This is a genomic window from Pseudomonas sp. D5(2026) (genome assembly GCF_057766845.1).
Map to the genome: position 1 here is coordinate 1238633 of NZ_CM173421.1, position 16378 is coordinate 1255010.

At 52.3% G+C, this 16378-nt stretch carries 15 protein-coding genes; 7 read left to right on the forward strand and 8 right to left on the reverse strand.

Going from position 1 to position 16378, the window contains the following annotated elements; genetic code table 11:
* Nucleotides 1–466 precede the first annotated feature (466 nt).
* Both AC3B5Q_RS05710 and AC3B5Q_RS05715 read left to right on the forward strand, forming a co-directional pair.
* The gene (locus AC3B5Q_RS05710) at nucleotides 467–706 is read left to right on the forward strand and encodes a type II toxin-antitoxin system RelB/DinJ family antitoxin (protein ID WP_103463479.1); all 240 of its coding nucleotides are present in this window, start codon (nucleotides 467–469) and stop codon (nucleotides 704–706) included.
* Nucleotides 696–983, forward strand: coding sequence for a type II toxin-antitoxin system RelE family toxin (locus AC3B5Q_RS05715; RefSeq protein ID WP_103463480.1), 288 nt, complete (start codon nucleotides 696–698; stop codon nucleotides 981–983). Before AC3B5Q_RS05710 ends, AC3B5Q_RS05715 begins: the two co-directional genes overlap by 11 nt.
* A 299-nt stretch (nucleotides 984–1282) precedes the next feature.
* Here AC3B5Q_RS05715 and AC3B5Q_RS05720 read toward each other — a convergent pair whose 3' ends face one another.
* The 7 genes from AC3B5Q_RS05720 to AC3B5Q_RS05750 all read right to left on the reverse strand — a co-directional run bounded on the left by AC3B5Q_RS05720 (nucleotide 1283) and on the right by AC3B5Q_RS05750 (nucleotide 10463).
* Nucleotides 1283–1819 (reverse strand): BRO-N domain-containing protein, encoded by a 537-nt coding sequence (locus AC3B5Q_RS05720; RefSeq protein ID WP_323601618.1) that lies wholly within the window; start codon nucleotides 1817–1819, stop codon nucleotides 1283–1285.
* Nucleotides 1820–3070: 1251 nt separating this feature from the next.
* Nucleotides 3071–3958 (reverse strand): BstA C-terminal domain-containing protein, encoded by an 888-nt coding sequence (locus AC3B5Q_RS05725; RefSeq protein WP_076402658.1) that lies wholly within the window; start codon nucleotides 3956–3958, stop codon nucleotides 3071–3073.
* 1 nt (nucleotide 3959) lies between these two features.
* A complete protein-coding gene (locus AC3B5Q_RS05730; RefSeq protein WP_323601620.1) occupies nucleotides 3960–4727 on the reverse strand; it encodes a BRO-N domain-containing protein in 768 nt (255 codons plus the stop codon).
* Between the two features lie 268 nt (nucleotides 4728–4995).
* The gene (locus AC3B5Q_RS05735; protein ID WP_488392888.1) at nucleotides 4996–6939 is read right to left on the reverse strand and encodes a TniQ family protein; all 1944 of its coding nucleotides are present in this window, start codon (nucleotides 6937–6939) and stop codon (nucleotides 4996–4998) included.
* Nucleotides 6939–7880: a TniB family NTP-binding protein gene (locus AC3B5Q_RS05740; protein ID WP_488392890.1), complete on the reverse strand. Its 942-nt coding sequence runs from the start codon at nucleotides 7878–7880 to the stop codon at nucleotides 6939–6941. The genes AC3B5Q_RS05735 and AC3B5Q_RS05740 overlap by 1 nt, the downstream gene beginning before the upstream one ends.
* Nucleotides 7877–9808: a TnsB C-terminal domain-containing protein gene (locus AC3B5Q_RS05745; RefSeq protein ID WP_488392891.1), complete on the reverse strand. Its 1932-nt coding sequence runs from the start codon at nucleotides 9806–9808 to the stop codon at nucleotides 7877–7879. The genes AC3B5Q_RS05740 and AC3B5Q_RS05745 overlap by 4 nt, the downstream gene beginning before the upstream one ends.
* 4 nt (nucleotides 9809–9812) lie before the next feature.
* Complete coding sequence (locus tag AC3B5Q_RS05750; protein ID WP_258701390.1) at nucleotides 9813–10463, reverse strand: TnsA endonuclease N-terminal domain-containing protein; 651 nt, start codon at nucleotides 10461–10463, stop codon at nucleotides 9813–9815.
* 1157 nt (nucleotides 10464–11620) lie between these two features.
* On the opposite strand from AC3B5Q_RS05750, the gene AC3B5Q_RS05755 reads away from it, so the two are divergent.
* Both AC3B5Q_RS05755 and AC3B5Q_RS05760 read left to right on the forward strand, forming a co-directional pair.
* On the forward strand, nucleotides 11621–11956 hold the full coding sequence (locus AC3B5Q_RS05755; RefSeq protein WP_488392892.1) for a hypothetical protein: 336 nt from the start codon (nucleotides 11621–11623) through the stop codon (nucleotides 11954–11956).
* 223 nt (nucleotides 11957–12179) lie between these two features.
* Nucleotides 12180–12341: an antitoxin Xre/MbcA/ParS toxin-binding domain-containing protein gene (locus AC3B5Q_RS05760; protein ID WP_373419671.1), complete on the forward strand. Its 162-nt coding sequence runs from the start codon at nucleotides 12180–12182 to the stop codon at nucleotides 12339–12341.
* Between the two features lie 118 nt (nucleotides 12342–12459).
* Here AC3B5Q_RS05760 and AC3B5Q_RS05765 read toward each other — a convergent pair whose 3' ends face one another.
* Nucleotides 12460–12813, reverse strand: a complete 354-nt coding sequence (locus AC3B5Q_RS05765; RefSeq protein WP_099592785.1) for a hypothetical protein — start codon at nucleotides 12811–12813, stop codon at nucleotides 12460–12462.
* 121 nt (nucleotides 12814–12934) lie between these two features.
* On the opposite strand from AC3B5Q_RS05765, the gene AC3B5Q_RS05770 reads away from it, so the two are divergent.
* Genes AC3B5Q_RS05770 through AC3B5Q_RS05780 form a run of 3 tightly spaced genes read left to right on the forward strand, consistent with a single transcriptional unit; the run spans nucleotide 12935 to nucleotide 16283 of the window.
* Nucleotides 12935–14488: a recombinase family protein gene (locus AC3B5Q_RS05770; RefSeq protein ID WP_258701599.1), complete on the forward strand. Its 1554-nt coding sequence runs from the start codon at nucleotides 12935–12937 to the stop codon at nucleotides 14486–14488.
* Nucleotides 14488–15381 carry a ParB/RepB/Spo0J family partition protein gene (locus AC3B5Q_RS05775; RefSeq protein ID WP_488392893.1) on the forward strand — a complete coding sequence of 298 codons (894 nt, stop codon included), beginning with the start codon at nucleotides 14488–14490 and terminating at the stop codon, nucleotides 15379–15381. Before AC3B5Q_RS05770 ends, AC3B5Q_RS05775 begins: the two co-directional genes overlap by 1 nt.
* Complete coding sequence (locus tag AC3B5Q_RS05780) at nucleotides 15378–16283, forward strand: ParB/RepB/Spo0J family partition protein (RefSeq protein WP_258701393.1); 906 nt, start codon at nucleotides 15378–15380, stop codon at nucleotides 16281–16283. The genes AC3B5Q_RS05775 and AC3B5Q_RS05780 overlap by 4 nt, the downstream gene beginning before the upstream one ends.
* Nucleotides 16284–16378 lie beyond the last annotated feature (95 nt).

Genomic DNA, 16378 nt, shown 5'->3' on the forward strand with positions numbered 1-16378 from the left:
CTGATCGCAGAGCAAATAGGGTCCTGGACGCCAAAACTGAGCTGCAGAGGCTCTACCCTGAACGCGTTGCAGACATACTACAACTGTCTTGCTCCATGCCACGCCCGTACACGATCTACTGGTAGGAGCGGGCTTGCCCGCGAACACGGGTAAAGCCCATGCCATCCACCCCATCGGCTGCCTCGCACCGCAAACCGGGGACAGGGTTACAAATCAAATCGGATCAGTGGTGGTCCCATCCCCGAGCCTGCGCTATCTTCAGATCTGGCCTCGCCCTTGACCACTTAGACTGGCATGTCCAGTCCCGGCATCCTTGCTGGTGCCGTACCCCTCCTGTCGGCAGGGGCGAGGCCTCTTCATTTGAAGGGAATGGCGCTGTGGTCACTTCCGGCAGACAAACTGCCATTGCAGAATAGCCAAGATCAGTGCATTGTAATGACAATCGTCTTTACATGAGGGCTATGTCATGGCTTCTATCAATATCCGCGTCGACGATGATCTCAAAGCCCGCGCCTACAAAGAGCTCGATCGCCTCGGTGTCACCCCCTCCGAACTCATGCGCCAGGCCCTGCAATATGTAGCTGAGCGGGGCAAGCTACCCTTTCGGCCGGTCCTGATGACCGAGGAAGATGAAGACCTCATTGCCACTGCACAAGAGCGGCTTGCTTCTCCGCAGCGCGTGAGGGTCCAGCTGGATGACCTATAGCCTCGACTTCGATGCCCGCGCATTGAAAGAGTGGAAGAAGCTGGGCGATACCGTGCGTCAGCAGTTCAAGAAGAAACTGGCAGAGGTCCTGCTGAACCCTCGAATCGAGGCAAACCGCCTTCACTCGCTGCCGGATTGCTACAAGATAAAGCTTCGCAGCAGTGGGTACAGGCTGGTTTATCAGGTCATTGACCAAGAGATCGTGGTTTTTGTCGTCGCTGTCGATCGTCGTGAAAGAGACCAAGCTTACAAAAAGGCTGCTGAGCGACTTGAGTAGGCTTCAAGGATTTGGCGGTCCCAGGTCGCAATCTCAAGGTAAATCACCGCCTCAAAGCTAGAGCTCTACTTCTGTGGGAGCGGGCATGCCCGCGAAGAATCCAACTCGGTGTATGGCACCGGCTTCGCCGGTGTTCGCGGCGGTTCAACGCCTCGATGAACCCGCACAGGTCCCCCATCAGCCCAGAGGGCTCATTGCCAAGTCAGGCAGACCAGCTTGCCGGGTAATCCCGGCAAACTGCGATCTCTGTAGGAGCGGGTTCACCCGCGAAGAGGCCAGCACAGGCAATACAATGCCCGCTAAACCCCATGCATCCGCAGCGCCCGCTGCGCGCACTCACGCCAGCTCAATTTGCGTTTCTCAGCCGGCCCCTGCAGCTCCACTTCCCCGGCCAGCACCACCGGCATATCCCGCATCTTCACCCAAGGCTCACTCTGCCAATACAACAACGTAGCGCTGCGTCCACCAGGCCAGCACATCTGCCCCAGCCTCGGCGCATCGTCCACCCCATCTGCCTGAATATCACGCAGTACCGCTACCACTTCATGTGTCAGCCACCGGCGCAAATGGCGGTTCTCCGGTACATGGTGATGCGCCAGCAAGGTATAGGCCCCGGACTCACTGACCATGGTGGTCTCCTGGTACTTGCCATAGCGCAGCAGTTGCACCGTGCGGTACTGATCCGGGTCAAGCTTGCGCATGCAGTGTTCGTCGAAGAAGTGACCGCTCAGCCGGCCGAGTTCGTGGGCGCAGAACCAGGCTTGGGATTCGAGCCATAGAGTGTGGAGAGGGCGGTTGTGGCGTGTGAAGAGGGTGGGGGTGTGAAGGTCAGTCATGACTGGCCCTCGTGGTCTTGGGGTAACTCGACAGGCGGGACGCATGTGCGAACGGCCTACGAATGCATGCTTTGATAGGCATATCCATAACCTCAGTCTGTTGTCAGCTTTCTCAGGGCTGGGTGTCGGGAGCTAAGAAACCTCACACAGCAGGCCGGACATATTTCCCTCACGGGTCTTGTATTAGCCCACTCCCGACGTAACAGAGTGTTTCATGCGCGCAGTATTAGACCACAGGCACAAAATAGCCGCATCTGTCGGGAGCGGGCGGACCGCTGTGTGAAGGCGTTTCTTAGGCGCCGTTTGTAACCTAACCTTATACCGGAGTCAGAAGCAAAATCTTTCTTGTAGGAATTCTCTGAACTTCAAGCTATTGAAGAAGTACCCAAATGTCAGCCAGAATGTAGTGGTGCCTATATCGGACCACGGAAAATTGTCTGTGGTTGATTGGCATTTAGCAAGTGGACTAGGGCTGAGATTGGGCTGCACTAGGGCTAAGTTAAGATGGCTTGCCTTGGTGCATCCGTTACATCGAAGGCCTTTCAGCAGAGGTTACAAGGGGGGCGGACCAGTGTGGCATTAGCGGATGCTTGGGGTGATGCTGAACGCGGGACCGATTCGGTTAGTCACCGAGGAGAATTCCTCGCGATGGTGAGCCGTCCCAGTTAAATGTAAAGGGACTGAAGGGTAACCGCCGCTTTCAAAGAAAGCCCGGCGTCGTCTAGGTTCGATCTCATAGTGTCTTGGGGTGCGTGATCTCTAAGGCGCGTCTTACACATCCTTGAGCCTCTACTGATTGGAGGCAGCCAAGCACGTTGGGTTAGGATATCCATCTAGTATGGCAATGCTTGTATACTCTGCTACATGATTTCGTGAAGCGCTGTGCGCCACTATCCCTTTAACCTGGATGCCTATATGAATACAGTGGAATTCACCCGAGGAGCAAACGGCAAACCTGCTGCTTCTGCCGCCCTTGAAGATTGTATCGCAAACACTATCGGGCTGGACGGTAGTTGCTTTTTTGGTTATCCAATTATTGCTACTTCAGAAGGTAAAATACTTCGTGGATGTCACATTCTTGAATCCAGACAAAGGTATTAGCCTCTTCGATATTGTTGAAGGGCAGAATAATTTTCTAGAAGGAGGCGAGCTGATAACGTTCTCTTGGCTGTGTATGGCTGAAGCTTCAGATGGCTAGTTCAAGAGTATAAGGGCTGCCCGGCGAAGCTTGCCTCCAGCGGGCAGATATGGTTATTCTTTTTTTAGCGATAGTAGGAGTGCGCCGGCTGTAGCTTGTGGAATTAGACCTTGGGCTATTTTTTTCTGAAGGTACGAGGGGAAGTTTTTAGGTAAATACGTGCCCTCTAACCATATCCTGAAATCCCCTAAAGCGCTGAGTGGATAGATATTGGCCTCCGTGTTCGCAGCGGCCTGAGGGAAATAATCTGGATATTCATGTGGGTGCTTTAACCGCTCCCCATGTTTGTCGCTAAGATTGTTCTTCTTCCAGTAGTTCGACCACATTTGCCCGACACTGATATCTGGTACTGTATGAGAGTCAATTATAAGTCCTGACTCAATCGCCGAGACTACGATGTCGGCGATTTCTCGAAATACGCTAAAATATCCTGCAGGAAGCTTGTTCAACAGAATTCTGTCGTGATAGTGCTTCCAAGAGTTTAGTTTCAATGATTCTGGCGAGAAGCCAATGCTCTCATAGATGAAGTCTCTGAGAGTTTTCCTAGCTAGAAGACGATAGTTATTCTGCGCTGTTTGTGTGTCTGTACTGTCGGAGTCGAAAGCATAATATTCCAGTACTGCCATGCAGACAGCATCAGGATAGGCGCTTATCTTTTGTCCATTTTGTTCTGTTTTAATTACTATTCGTTCAGATGTGAAATTGTGATCTGTTAGTATTTGCTTGATTCGCCTGCCGCGGGGTTTAAGTCTCTCTTCGCTCCAGTTATTGGCGAGATCGCTAATTGTTTTGGGGTTTACACCACAAAGCCTCGCCAGGCCGCGCTCGGTAAGGTAGGGAGTAGTGTCGTTTAAGACTCCCATCTGTATGCCGTTTACCTCAGCAAAAGAGGCTGATGGAAGCTCGAAGGGGAGTTCTGACTGCTGAACAAGTTGGTTCATATTAAATCCCTATAATTTTTATTGCTTCTGCTATAAGGGTGTCAGGATAAAGATGATCTTTGGGTGTCGTGGCATGACCTTTTTTTTTGAAAGGTATGTTTTGTTCTAGGCAGAGCTTTGCGCACATCGCAGCCAAGTGAGGACGATCTAGCTCTAATTGATTGAGGTTGCAGTAGGTGTCTATATCGACTAGGTTGCTGTCGACAGGTTCGAGGGCTATCGAATCTATCTTTTGATCTATTTCTAGAAGCTTTCTCTCAGTTCGCTCAAATCGAATTTTTGTTTCTGCTGCCAGCTTCTCGCGCTCTTCAATTTCTTGGACGAGTAAGTTGGTGTGCTGCGCTAAAGCTTGTGCTAAAGACTTTATGTCCGAGTTGCTTTGAGACAATGGAGGTGGATAAGTTCCATGTTTTCTAACTGATGGCAGAACTTCATGAAAAATCCAGCGTTGAAATTTTTTGCTAGCTGGTGTGTTATCTCGAGAAATGATTCTATAGAGTCCCGGCTCTGTAATGAAAGCTTCAGATCTTGAGTTTTGATCTATTTCAGACGGAAAGTGTTGGTACTCGTCTTTATCAAGAACTTCCAGCTGGGCCTTTACAAGTGCGCCGAGACCGGATTTCTGAGCATTACTCAATGAGGAGTTATTCTTGGCAAGCGTTAAGACGACGTCTTCTAAAGATATGTATAAATAACCATTAATATATAATGTTCGTATCTTGGAAAGTCCATGGTCTGCTTGGTAATCTAGGAGGATTGGTGTGTGCATTGTTGTCGTCCATAAAAAACCCCGCAATTGCGGGGTTATGCTCTAACGCATCCGTACATTAGTTATATCATGGCCATGAGCGCTCATTCTCATTGGACTGAGAAATGTCACTGAGGAAAATCAAGGGCTGGCGAGGAGTTTATCGCTTGGAGCGAAATTCAATTTCCACTATTGTGTGAAATTTAGCGATTTTTTATCACTTATTTGTGAAATGACTATTATCAAGGGAAAGTATGCCCCGGCATCGTCGGATGGCTCGGCGTCTGACCTACGATTTTAGCCTATTTACTTCGTTGCGATGTAGTAGGCGGACAGTCGGGACATATCCTGGCTCCCCTGGCGATATTGGATTTATTTTTCCCATTCTCACAAGGTTGGTCGAATATCCGATGGGGCCGTCGAGCATCTCATCTGCCTCGCAGAGGCTAACGAACGATAGGCGGTGTTCTTTCAGTTGCGTTAGTCGGTTTTGGGGTATAAAGACCTTGGCACCCAAGCGCAGGTGCTCTACGAAACCGCTTTGGACAAAACGCCGAGAGAAGGTTTGCGGTGACATTGATAGTTCTCTTGCACAGCTTTTTAGCGTAAGCATTCTCTCCAGCAGGGCTTTGGTGCTGAGGACCGAACTCATCGTGAATCTCCGTTTTGCTCCCTGCACACGCGTGAGATGGCCAAGGTCGTGTAGGTGCTTAAGATCATGCAGGGACACTTGCAGCATACGCGCGGCGACAGCACTGACGCATGAATCGTCTGGCTCAGGGGCGCCGCACCTAGCAGAGGCTCTTTTTCTGCCAGACTTGGATTTATAACGAACCAAGCCTTGGAGCGTTAGGAGTAGTTCCTGACCAAGATCCGTGCGCCGATAGATGGTTACTAGGCCACCGTCGATCAAAGGGCCTGATACTGGCTGCACTCCGAGGTGAAGCAGCTTGGCAGAGAGCGTGGTGCGAGGAAGTGCCAGCTCATCGGCAAGCTGACCGATGAATATGAAATCGGTCGAAAATTGAGCAACAGATGCCGCATTGATCAAAATTTTACCACGTGGACCTTTCTTTAGATGGGGCTGTATAAACCCATTGGAGAGCGCATTGCGCGCCGCCTCAGGATATACTCCGAGCCGGACTGCGGCCTCCTCGATAGTGATGAGGTCGTTGTGGTCGTCACTATGAAGAGCCTCTGGAACACTGGATACGGTATTTGGTGCATGCTGCTGTGGTTCCAACAATTTGCACAGGTTGATCGCAGAATAGATCCAACGTACTCCTTGTTGCTTCTTTCGCTGAACCAGATTGCGTGACAGCAGTGACTTGAGATTTTTGGTAGATACATTCAAAGCCTTCAGCATTTCATCTTGATAAAGCTGTAGCTCTGAACAACGGCATGAACCAATGTGCTCGTTCTTGGGGACTTCGGAAATGAGCAAGCGAGAGATTTGATTTCTGATCCATACGTCAGTAGCGGTCATCCAAGGCGCCATGAGTGCTCGAACCGGCAAACAGGGGTACTTTTTGCTTGCGAGAGCGAGCACCTCATTGAATGTTTGCTCATCGCAGTTGGCGACGCGTGCCGCCATTTCGAGAATCATCAAGCGCTGGGGGTGTGCTTCATAGCGAAGTGCCCGCAGTGCAAACATAAAACGGTCCAGTGCATCCTGGTCCCCTCTTCTGAAGAAGTCCAGAACCAGATGGGAGGCATGAGACTGAGAGGCTGCGGTAGGACTAATGCAGAGATCGAAGCCGCAGCGGCAGTGGTTACCCACCAACTGGGTCCATTGAATCGGCTTCTGGCAGTTAGGGCAGGCGAACTCGTATCGACATTCATGGTAGGGGCAGGTGTCCAGCCAGATGAGGTCTTGAATCGCGCGATGACCAACGTTCCGAAGGCATTCTGGGCAGAAACAGTAGGCTTCGGCACGGATCGATGCCGCTGGGACTAGCAGTCCCATCACTTCCACCGGACTTTCGCTTGTGGGGCCTCTCTGGGTATAAAAGCTTCGTCGGAATTGCCCCCCATTGAGAGCGGTGTTTTTGCTGAGTTCAGTGACTAGTTTCGAGTGTCGCATTTGCCATGCAAAGGGTTGTCGAGACTCCTTGGAGCCCATGGCTCTGGCCATTGCAGTGACTGAGCCGAACCCATTGGCCAACGCGGTACGGATCAGGACATTGCGTGGACTTTCTTCGTCAGATCCATGAGCGAGGAAAAAAAGCTTCATTAACTCATCCTCCCGGCGATGATTCGGTCGAGCGACGCCGGGGGCAAACGGAAGGGATTATTGGGGCATTTGGCGGTTGGGATGAACGACAGGTCCACCGCTTTTGCAAGATCTTCATGGGTAAAGCATCCATCGTCCCGTAGGAGAGCGGCTTTAAGGGCATCGCTGAGCAGTTGCCTAATCCCATTCATGTTTCCGCCGCTGGCCAAGTACATTGCCTTTAGGTGTTGATCCGCGCAGATGTTCATACAGCTTGTGAACTCGCCAACCTCTTTCAGGGTGTTTCCCAGTGCGCGGAGGGTTTTGCTGAATACCGATTTTGGATCTAGCGTCGAGTAGGTAAATTCGGTCATTTGGTGACGATAAGGATAGCGTCGAGAAAGTTGTGGGTGGGCATTGATGATCTCTTCGCAACGTGGTATGCCAACAATAGCTATAGGGACGAGGGTTTCGTTCAAGAGAGTGCGAACCCAGTCGCAGACCTGCTCCCTTGATTTTTCAGCACCTTTTCTGAGCAGATTATCGAATTCGTCAAGGACTATCAGTTGTGTTTGGCAAGTTTCTAGCAAAACAACAAGACGGTTAAAAAGTGTCGAGTTATTACCTGAGGTATTGGTAGAACCCAGCTTTTCAAGCATGCTGACAGTCAGCGTTTTTATGGTTGCTCCAGCATTGAGCGAACAGTAGAATGCCGGCACAATCTCTCTGGTTCCATGCTCATCGGTAACGACGCTTCTTGCACCGAAACGGCTCATCGCAACCTTGCAAACAGTAGACTTCCCTGTACCAGGCTCTCCAACGATGAGCGCAGAGGCTGGCTCACCGCGCACCTGAGTGGTTTCTACGCTACGATAAATGCAATCAAGCGCTTGGGTGTACTCAGGGTGGCTGACAATGTACTCTGCGAACTGCGATAGTTTGTCGGTAATAGTTTTGGTCATGGTTTCTTCCTGGGTAGTTGAATGGTTTGATAGTCGTCTTCCTCGGAGTCATCGACTTCGTTACCTCGGATATCTTGTTTGATAAGGGTATTGTCAGTTTCCCGGGGTTCTAGCTCGTGATAATGGTCTGGAGAGAATTCGTGGGTAATATCAAGAGAGCGCTGTTGGATTAGCGAGTCTTGCAATTGCTGGCGTTTGCGTCGTTCGCTCCGTGTTTTTCCGTTGCTGATTTCTGTGTGAATTCTGAGCAGGGCTTTTCTTGCGTCAGTTTCGTCATACGCTTTTTTCTCAGCCTTGAGTTTTTCTTGCACAAGTTCGTGCTCGTACATCGATAGGCCATATTGATAATCAGTGACTGCGTCAGCTGTGTAGAAAACGTGGCTTCCCGGTGCATGTACATAGGCAGTGCCGAGGTCAGAGCGGTCATACAAAACCTCTACAGATTGACCCGCGCCAACCACCTCTGCGAGGTGTGAGAGGCTGGGTCCGGTCCAGGCCAAATTTTTATGTCTGACTCGTCCTTTGTTAATTGTGCAGCGGAAGCTTGCCATGCATAGAAAAGAAACGTTTTCCGGCGAGAAGACCTTTGGTGGGTTAATCGGATCGATGCTTTGCTTCCACATCTCTAGCGTTGGAAGGCTGCGCTGACCGTGCCTTCGCTTGTGATAATAATTGTGTACCCAGTCTTCAAAAATATTCCGCAGTTTTGCCAACGTGAACGTTGCTTCGGTTGTGGAGTTGTAGTCACCTTTTTCTGTTGGGTTTGATTTTGTTGTTCCCTCTAGGCAATGAATTAGCTGTTTGTTGAGCGTCTTGAAAAATGACTCAATAAACGGCTTTTGATCAGGTTGTCCTCGTGAGCAAAACCTTATTTGGAAGCCAAGTCGTTGGGCAGTTGCTAGAAGGGAGGCGTTATAGAATTCGGAACCGTTGTCAACGACCAACTCCTCAGGTAGTCCGGCTGGAGAGCCATCCTCTCGTTCAGTCAGTGCATGGCGCAATGCGCTAGCGGTCTTCTCGTAGCAGGGCGGTGTCATCGACAACGACCAACCAATTAGTGCTCCCGAGTAGGTATCTATGAGCATAGTCAGATAGGGTCTACCAATATTCAGGCCAAAGTCGTCGACTAGCTCAACATCTAGTTCTTGCGTATCGGCCTCAACTCTTGCGAGTAGGCGGCGTGAACAGTGAATGCTAGTGCCAAACTTATGTTTATTGGCAGCTGCTTTTTTCCCCAGGCGTGCGCAATCGGCCACATATGTGGGAATAGCATTCACTGCGCGGTAAAACGTCGCTGTGGAAGGAATGTCTAGATCCGTCGTTCGGTCTTCATTCAAAACCTCGATATGGCCTCTCATGAGTTGGTAGACGCAGGAGGCTGGTAGCCGGGTTGGCGTCAAATAGTAATTTTTTATGTAGTCTTGCATAATGTCGAGGGCCTCTGGTTCGAGCCTCTTAGCGCGCTGGCATTTACTCTGCGGTGACTTTAGTAGCGCAAAAATATTCTGACCGCTCTCTACGTAGCGTTTCATCAGATTGTATATTTTTGTGTATTTTGGCGGCTTTGGGTCGCCGCGTTCTGATGCTAGATTCTGCAACTCAGCGAGAGTGCTCTCACGTGGCAGTGAACCATGAAATTTTTCGTGTAGTTTGCGAATGTAGTAAGCGATATTGTCCAGTTTGAGTTGTTCAGAAGCATCGAGATGGATCATTCTTAGTGCTTCGGTTTCATTCAAAATGGCACTGCGAGCAGGGACCAGTTGTCCCTGTTGCAGGCGCTTATCAACTTCACTGTCAAGGAGATTTATCACTCCCTTGTGGTTGACGCCTCGTAGCTGAAAGTAGCCATTGTAAAAGCTAACTACTTCCATCAGTTCACCATTGAACAGGTAGCGAGCGCCCAGGCGCACTTCATGACGCTTTTCCATGCCCTTATCTCCAGTCAACTCGGCTGTCTTGGGTGAGGGGCTTGCTCCAGTCGAGATGCAGGTCCTGATTGAAAATCGCCGCAGCTATCGCGCCAGGGGAAGGTGGCGAAGGCAGGTCCAGTAGCTCGCGAATGCGCAACGGCGGAGTCAGGGCACCAAGTCTGTCACGCAGGTAGTCGAGTTCCAGCGGCGAAACGGCTCGTGACTGGTTATAAGTCTGGATCAGGTTGTTCAAGAGTGGCTGGCGGCGTATTTGTCGCTCTGTCAGCAGTTCGAAGTCAGCGCCTCGGGATTCGACGAGCTGCTTGGCTGCTTGGTAGAGGGCAAGGGCCTTCGGTTTTTGAAAGACGTTGTCGGGTTTTACCTCAACAAAGCGGATGGGCCTATCTGCGTACTGAACGACGAAATCTGGCACGTAGGTGTGAGCCTTGCCCCCTACCAGCACGTGCAGCCGCTCGGGTTGTTCTCGGTAGGCTATGACATTCCGATCCTGTTCCCAGTGAAAACAGGCGTCTGCTTCCAGCCGTGTTTCACAGATAACCAGCAAACCATTCTTTCGAGAGGGAAAGACCGTGGTTTGTTTCCCATATTTGCTGCGCCCAATCAATCTTTCGGGCGAAGGGAGGCCGCCGACATAACTGCGGATTTTTTTCATGATGTATACCCTATTGGTAGCGTTACTTAGGCTGGTACTAAGGCATCAGCTTGTCAAACGGCTGTCAGATAGATGGTCATAACATCATGGTTCGGCCCTGGTCGGTTCGTTTACTAGATTGACTGGTTGATGAGAAAAGCGGGTTAATCAAGGGTTTGAAAAGTTATATCTATATTTTCCTATTATTATTTTATAGATAGCACGGAGCATTGCCTGACGAGTGGCTAGGCAGCATGTCTAGTGAAACTCGGTAAGCTTGCAGGTCAAGTAATTTTTTCCTGCCGAAACGACAGGGGTCAGCAGAAAGCTGAAAGCTCGCTGATCAGCGATTGAGGAAGGGTAATAAGTATTGCAAGGGGAGGGGGAGTGCTTTCATTCTTGGTTCGCGCATTGATTAGATGCCGCCAGAGTATAACAAGGCTTGCTATGAAAGTCAATAGCTGAGTTCGTGTTAGAGTAGATCGCCTTTTCGCCAAGGAAGGGGCTAAGGATCGCCCCATGCTGCGTAGGGCGGCCTATTTAGACGGCGACGCTGGCTGTGTCGAGCGGCTCAAGCCAGCTCAAGACTGTTTCAGCCAAGGCTAACCATGCGGAGGTTGCCGGAGGGGGCGTGGACTTGGCTAATCGGTGAGTGGTCTTTGAACTTGAACTAATAGTCCTATGGGCCTCAAAAGTTGACAAGGACTTTCGGTATACTAAATTTCCAATGCTGACCAAGGGCAAATTCTTCCCAAGGTAAATCAATATGTTGATGCCGCGTCAAAATATTGTCCTCCTTTTGTTCTGCTCCGATATTCGTAAGCTGACGATTCGAGATCCTGAAATTTTGCTTGTTCAGCCCCATAATCTCCCCGATTTTCCAGACCGTGGGGTGGAGCTGATTTCGTTCAAGTATAGACGTGAGGTGGTGCAACTGAGTTTGCAGTTGACGCTGCTTTTAGGGACCTGTGTGCGAATTTACCCCATCGGCGAATGCACCAAGGGTAAGCTGAAGAGAAAGTTGTCCTCCGCCCAGGGATTATATCGGGTGCTGACATTGTGGCACCTGGATCAGAACTCTACGTGTCATTAATGACTAGATCGTAAATCTAGATTTTTCGTAAACCTACAAAGTTTACAAGAAGACCAGGTTTACTATCGGGAAACAGGTGAAGCAAATGCAAGGGAAGGATTGGACGCAGCAGATCAAGGCTCTGGACCTCGACCTCGGCCCCGATTTTGCTGGTTGGCAACGTTTCGCCAATGCTTTACAGCTTGCTGCGCTAGATTACGACTTCAAACTCACCCTTGTACGGCCCATGGATGGTTATCTCAGGATTGAGGAGCCATTCGCGCCACTGCATATACAGACCTTAGCCATGGCAGTGGAATACGTGACCGACGCGATTTGCCAACGCTGTGGGAAGTCTGGGCCGCAGCGTCTGGTAAGCGCGAGGCGCGTTTGGAAACTCTGTGCCCGATGCCAGGCAGCCTTGGCGGTGAGAAATGAGTAATCCGTCTTGTGCCGGTTGTGGATGTGATCTCCTGACCGAAGACCTCAGCAGCACTTGGGCGATACCTGCCCGCCCTGCGCAGGGGGAGGGGTTGTTAAGGCTGTGCGAGCGCTGTACTGCTGGCGTCGCAATGGCCCTTTGGCCTCAGTTGGCTGCGTTGGTAATGCCTACCACCAAGTGCCCAGAAGACGTGCTGGCCATAGTTGGAGTCATTCATCAGGTTATGGCGTTCTTCAGGTACGATCCATCGTGTGCTTCGCATTGGTTCTCGTCTCCTGTCATCGGTCTTGCTGGGCAATGTCCCAAAGACCTCGTTCAAAGTGAAGCAGGCCGCCAAGCGATCTTGAGGTTGCTTGGGCAGTTGGCGCATGGTGTGCCGCCATGAGCCAACTTGAACCGTTGCCCTTGGGGGGGCGATAAGACGGCCCGCCTGCTAAGGGCCTCTCACCGTAATCCTATTGTGTCCCAGTTGCGTGGTCGGAGTGGGCCTCCGCAAAGGGCTGTCAGTGAGCGCTGGCAGGACCCAGGCAAGCCTCGATCATTTCCGCGACGTCAAGCAAGCGCTCGCGCAAAGCGGGAAGCCAGACGACTGCTACGGACGAGTTCCGCTGCGCCAATTCAAGCACCGCCTGAAGGGCATGGTCGGAATGCCGCATTAATTCAATCAAATGAAGGCCGCTAGGACCATGGCTGCCCGCCAGCCAATGCTTAGCCGTGCGTTCACTGGCATCGGTCCAATGGCGCAGCGTCTTAATGGCGCGGTGTGACGTGCCCAATTCGGTGCGTAAGGCAGCAGCTAGGGCACCGGCGTAGGTTTGCGCACAGATTGGAAATGAATTACCCATTTTCGTGATCATCTTTCCGTATCTCCTCTTTATATTCGTGAGTAGCGCATCTGAAGTAGGCCGGTAGGTGTGGTGCGGTCTACGGCTTGGCATGGGTGTAGACCCCAAGTCGCTGAGGGGCATCGATCAACAAATGAGACGAGCACATCTATCCACGACCAAGGGCAGCAATAGAGCTGCTGCCTATGTCCGCATGTCGACGGAGCACCAGCAGTACTCCACTGAAAACCAGCTGGATGCCATTCGCGTTTATGCGGCAGCACATGAGCTGGAGATCGTCCGGGTGTACACCGATGCGGGGAAAAGTGGCTTGAGCCTGGATGGTCGGGAGGCTCTTCAGCAGCTACTTCGAGACGTCGATGCGGGTCAGTCCGAGTTCTCTGTAGTTCTGGTCTATGACGTAAGTCGATGGGGGCGCTTTCAGGACCCTGATGTCAGCGCCAGCTACGAAGTTCGATGTCGGCAGGCGGGGGTCAGGGTCGAATATTGCGCCGAACAGTTCGTTAACGATGGCTCACCGGTATCCAGCATCATCAAGAGTGTTAAGCGCATGATGGCTGGTGAGTACAGCCGTGAGCTGTCCGTCAAGGTGTTTGCGGGGCAGTCGCGCTTGATCCAGCTAGGCTACCGACAAGGTGGCCCGGCTGGATATGGATTGCGTCGCCAACTTATCGATCAGACAGGGCAGCCTAAAGCAATCTTAGATCGGGGAGAGTACAAAAGCCTTCAGACGGATCGGGTGATCCTCACGCCAGGTCCTGAGTCCGAACAACAGGTCGTTCAAGATATTTACCAGACCTTTGTCAGGGAAGGTCGAACCGAAGCTGAAATTGCAACGCAACTGAATCGGCGTGGACTTCTTACAGACTTTCAGCGACCGTGGACACGGGGCGTAGTGCATCAGATCCTGATCAACGAAAAGTACATCGGTAACAACGTCTGGAATCGCACTTCTGGCAAGCTGAAACAGCCCCGTACACCCAATCCAGTTGATCAGCTGGTGCGGGCCGACAGTGCCTTCTCCTCAGTGGTTGACCATGCGTTGTTTCTCGCGGCGCAAGCCATCATTCGAGCGCGGTCACGGCACTGGACTGATGAGCAAATGCTGGCCACGCTGAAGCAACTATTTGCGGAGCGAGGTTGCCTGTCTGGGTTGATCATTGATGAGCAGGAGGATTGCCCCTCCAGCAGTTGTTATCGCCAGCGCTTTGGTAGTTTGCTACGTAGCTACAGCCTGATTGGCTATTCCCCCGCACGGGACTACAGCTTTCTGGAGGCTAATCGCCGGCTGCGAGAGCTGTATCCGCACATCTTGGCCGACACGCAGGAGCGAATTCGTCTTGTCGGAGGGCGCATTGCGGTCGACCCCCAGACTCAGCTGGTTTGGGTTAATGATGAGTTCTCGATCTCGGTGGTGCTGTGCCGCTGTCAATGTTCAGAGTCAGTGCGCAGGCGTTGGCAGCTACGCTTCGATTTCGGTTTGTTACCTGACCTTACTGTCGCTGTTCGCATGCTCCCCGGTGAGCAGCAGGTGCTTGATTACTACCTCTTTCCCATGATCGATTTGGCGGCACCTCACCTGCGTCTGGGAGATACTAATCCGCGCGAATTGGAACTCTACCGGTTCGACAGCTTGGATATCCTGGCGGCCCTGAGTCGACGTATACCCCTGGGGAGCGCTGCGTAATGGCCACATCGGGAGAACATCTTGCACTTCATGTGGCGCAGGCGGCGCCTATTGCGCAGATCCCACTCGCGGATGTTCGCGTGCTCAACCCGCGTAGTCGCAATCAACAGGTGTTTGCACGCATGGTAGAAAACATTGCGAGTCTGGGGTTGAAAAGACCGATCACGGTGACCCGCAACGGTTCGAGTTTCGATCTGATCTGTGGACAGGGGCGCTTTGAAGCCTTCAAGGTCCTGGGGGAGTCGGCCATTCCGGCGGTCGTGGTGACGGCGGCTGAGGCGGACCGCTATCTCATCAGCCTGGTAGAGAATCTGGCGCGACGTAAGCACTCGAACCGCGACTTGCTGATGGCGATCAACGTACTGCACGAGCGTGGTTACTCCATCAGGCAGATTGCCCAGAAAACCTGCTTGGACCGTGCCTATGTTGGCGGCATTCTGATCCTGTTGCGGCAAGGAGAGGAGCGCCTGATCGCTGCCGTCGAAAAGGGCTGGCTACCGATTAAAGTCGCGATCCATGTGGCACGGTCTGACGATGGCCAGGTCCAGGCCGCCATGGTCGAAGCCTATGAAAGTGGATTGTTGAAAGGAGATGAACTCATCAAGGTGCGCCGTCTGATCGACCGAAGACGCGTTCTTGGCAAAGGCTATGGTAGGCAGCATGGAGGCGAGCGCATGACCACTCCTCGCCAGCTGCTGACTGCCTATCAGACTGAGGTGCGCCGTCAGCGCCTGATGGTGAAGAAGGCGGACATCGGTGAGCAACGATTACTCTTCGTCGTTACCGCATTGCGTCGGTTATTGGCCGATGAATTTTTCCGGTCAATGTTACGCAGTGAAGGTATTGATGATATGCCGCAGGTATTGGCCGAGCGTATTCAGGGGGACGCATGACTGTCGTCAAGCGTGCCTTTGAGCCCGATTTGATTACCGTCCGCTTACCGCTGATCTTGCCCTCTCGCCAAGTCACCCACGATATGCTGACGTCCGTCAAATACGCGGCGATTTTGGCCTCCATCCGTGAGTTGGGCGTGGTCGAGCCGCTCGCGGTGCATCCCGAGCCGGTTCACGGAACGGGAGGGGAGCCCTGTTATCTACTATTGGATGGTCATTTGCGGCTAGCTGCGCTCGCACAGTTGGGGGCGGAAGATGCGTTGTGCCTGTTGGCGACAGATGACGAAGGTTTTACCTACAACCGGCAGGTCAACCGACTTACCCCGATTCAAGAGCACAAGATGATTCTGGAGGCGATTCGCAAAGGAACGACCGCCGAGCGGATTGCCGAAGTCTTGAGCGTCAACGTTGGACGCATCCGCGAGCGCCAGCATTTGCTGCGGGGGATTGCGCCGGAAGTCGCTGAGATGCTGAAAACACGAATGGTCAGTCAGGCGGTCTTTCGCGTGCTGCGTAAGATGAAGCCGATGCGCCAGATAGAATTAGTCGAGATGATGATTTCGGCCAACTGCTTTACTGGTCGCTACGCCGAAATGGTATTGGCCGCAACGCGTCCCGAACAGCTGGTTGAGGCAAAGAAAGTCAGTGAGGGCGTGACTGCTGAAGACATTGCACGCATGGAGCGGGAAATGGAAAAGCTCTACCACGACTACCGGTTGGTTGAAGACACCCTTGGCGAAACCATGTTGGTACTCGTGGTTGCCAAGGGCTATGTGTCTCGCATGTTGCGCAATCAGACTATCGCAGCTTACTTGGAGCGATTCGAGCCTGACCTGGTGCGGGAGCTGGCGGGGGTTGTGGAGGCGGTCACCGCCGATGCTCGTAGTCTGGAGCGCGAATAGACCTCACTGCTGTGCTGAGCGGCGGCGCGCGCCAGGCACTCACTGAGCGGCGCCAGCGAACGGCATCTCGGGTGAGGCTCCGGTTCATCGCACGG

Excerpts from the sequence above, each read along its gene's own strand:
- AC3B5Q_RS05710 (WP_103463479.1), top strand. The coding sequence starts at position 467 with ATGGCTTCTATCAATATCCGCGTCGACGATGATCTCAAAGCCCGCGCC.
- AC3B5Q_RS05715 (WP_103463480.1), top strand. The coding sequence starts at position 696 with ATGACCTATAGCCTCGACTTCGATGCCCGCGCATTGAAAGAGTGGAAG.
- AC3B5Q_RS05720 (WP_323601618.1), bottom strand. The coding sequence starts at position 1,819 with ATGACTGACCTTCACACCCCCACCCTCTTCACACGCCACAACCGCCCT.
- AC3B5Q_RS05725 (WP_076402658.1), bottom strand. The coding sequence starts at position 3,958 with ATGAACCAACTTGTTCAGCAGTCAGAACTCCCCTTCGAGCTTCCATCA.
- AC3B5Q_RS05730 (WP_323601620.1), bottom strand. The coding sequence starts at position 4,727 with ATGCACACACCAATCCTCCTAGATTACCAAGCAGACCATGGACTTTCC.
- AC3B5Q_RS05735 (WP_488392888.1), bottom strand. The coding sequence starts at position 6,939 with ATGAAGCTTTTTTTCCTCGCTCATGGATCTGACGAAGAAAGTCCACGC.
- AC3B5Q_RS05740 (WP_488392890.1), bottom strand. The coding sequence starts at position 7,880 with ATGACCAAAACTATTACCGACAAACTATCGCAGTTCGCAGAGTACATT.
- AC3B5Q_RS05745 (WP_488392891.1), bottom strand. The coding sequence starts at position 9,808 with ATGGAAAAGCGTCATGAAGTGCGCCTGGGCGCTCGCTACCTGTTCAAT.
- AC3B5Q_RS05750 (WP_258701390.1), bottom strand. The coding sequence starts at position 10,463 with ATGAAAAAAATCCGCAGTTATGTCGGCGGCCTCCCTTCGCCCGAAAGA.
- AC3B5Q_RS05755 (WP_488392892.1), top strand. The coding sequence starts at position 11,621 with ATGCAAGGGAAGGATTGGACGCAGCAGATCAAGGCTCTGGACCTCGAC.
- AC3B5Q_RS05760 (WP_373419671.1), top strand. The coding sequence starts at position 12,180 with ATGGCGTTCTTCAGGTACGATCCATCGTGTGCTTCGCATTGGTTCTCG.
- AC3B5Q_RS05765 (WP_099592785.1), bottom strand. The coding sequence starts at position 12,813 with ATGATCACGAAAATGGGTAATTCATTTCCAATCTGTGCGCAAACCTAC.
- AC3B5Q_RS05770 (WP_258701599.1), top strand. The coding sequence starts at position 12,935 with ATGAGACGAGCACATCTATCCACGACCAAGGGCAGCAATAGAGCTGCT.
- AC3B5Q_RS05775 (WP_488392893.1), top strand. The coding sequence starts at position 14,488 with ATGGCCACATCGGGAGAACATCTTGCACTTCATGTGGCGCAGGCGGCG.
- AC3B5Q_RS05780 (WP_258701393.1), top strand. The coding sequence starts at position 15,378 with ATGACTGTCGTCAAGCGTGCCTTTGAGCCCGATTTGATTACCGTCCGC.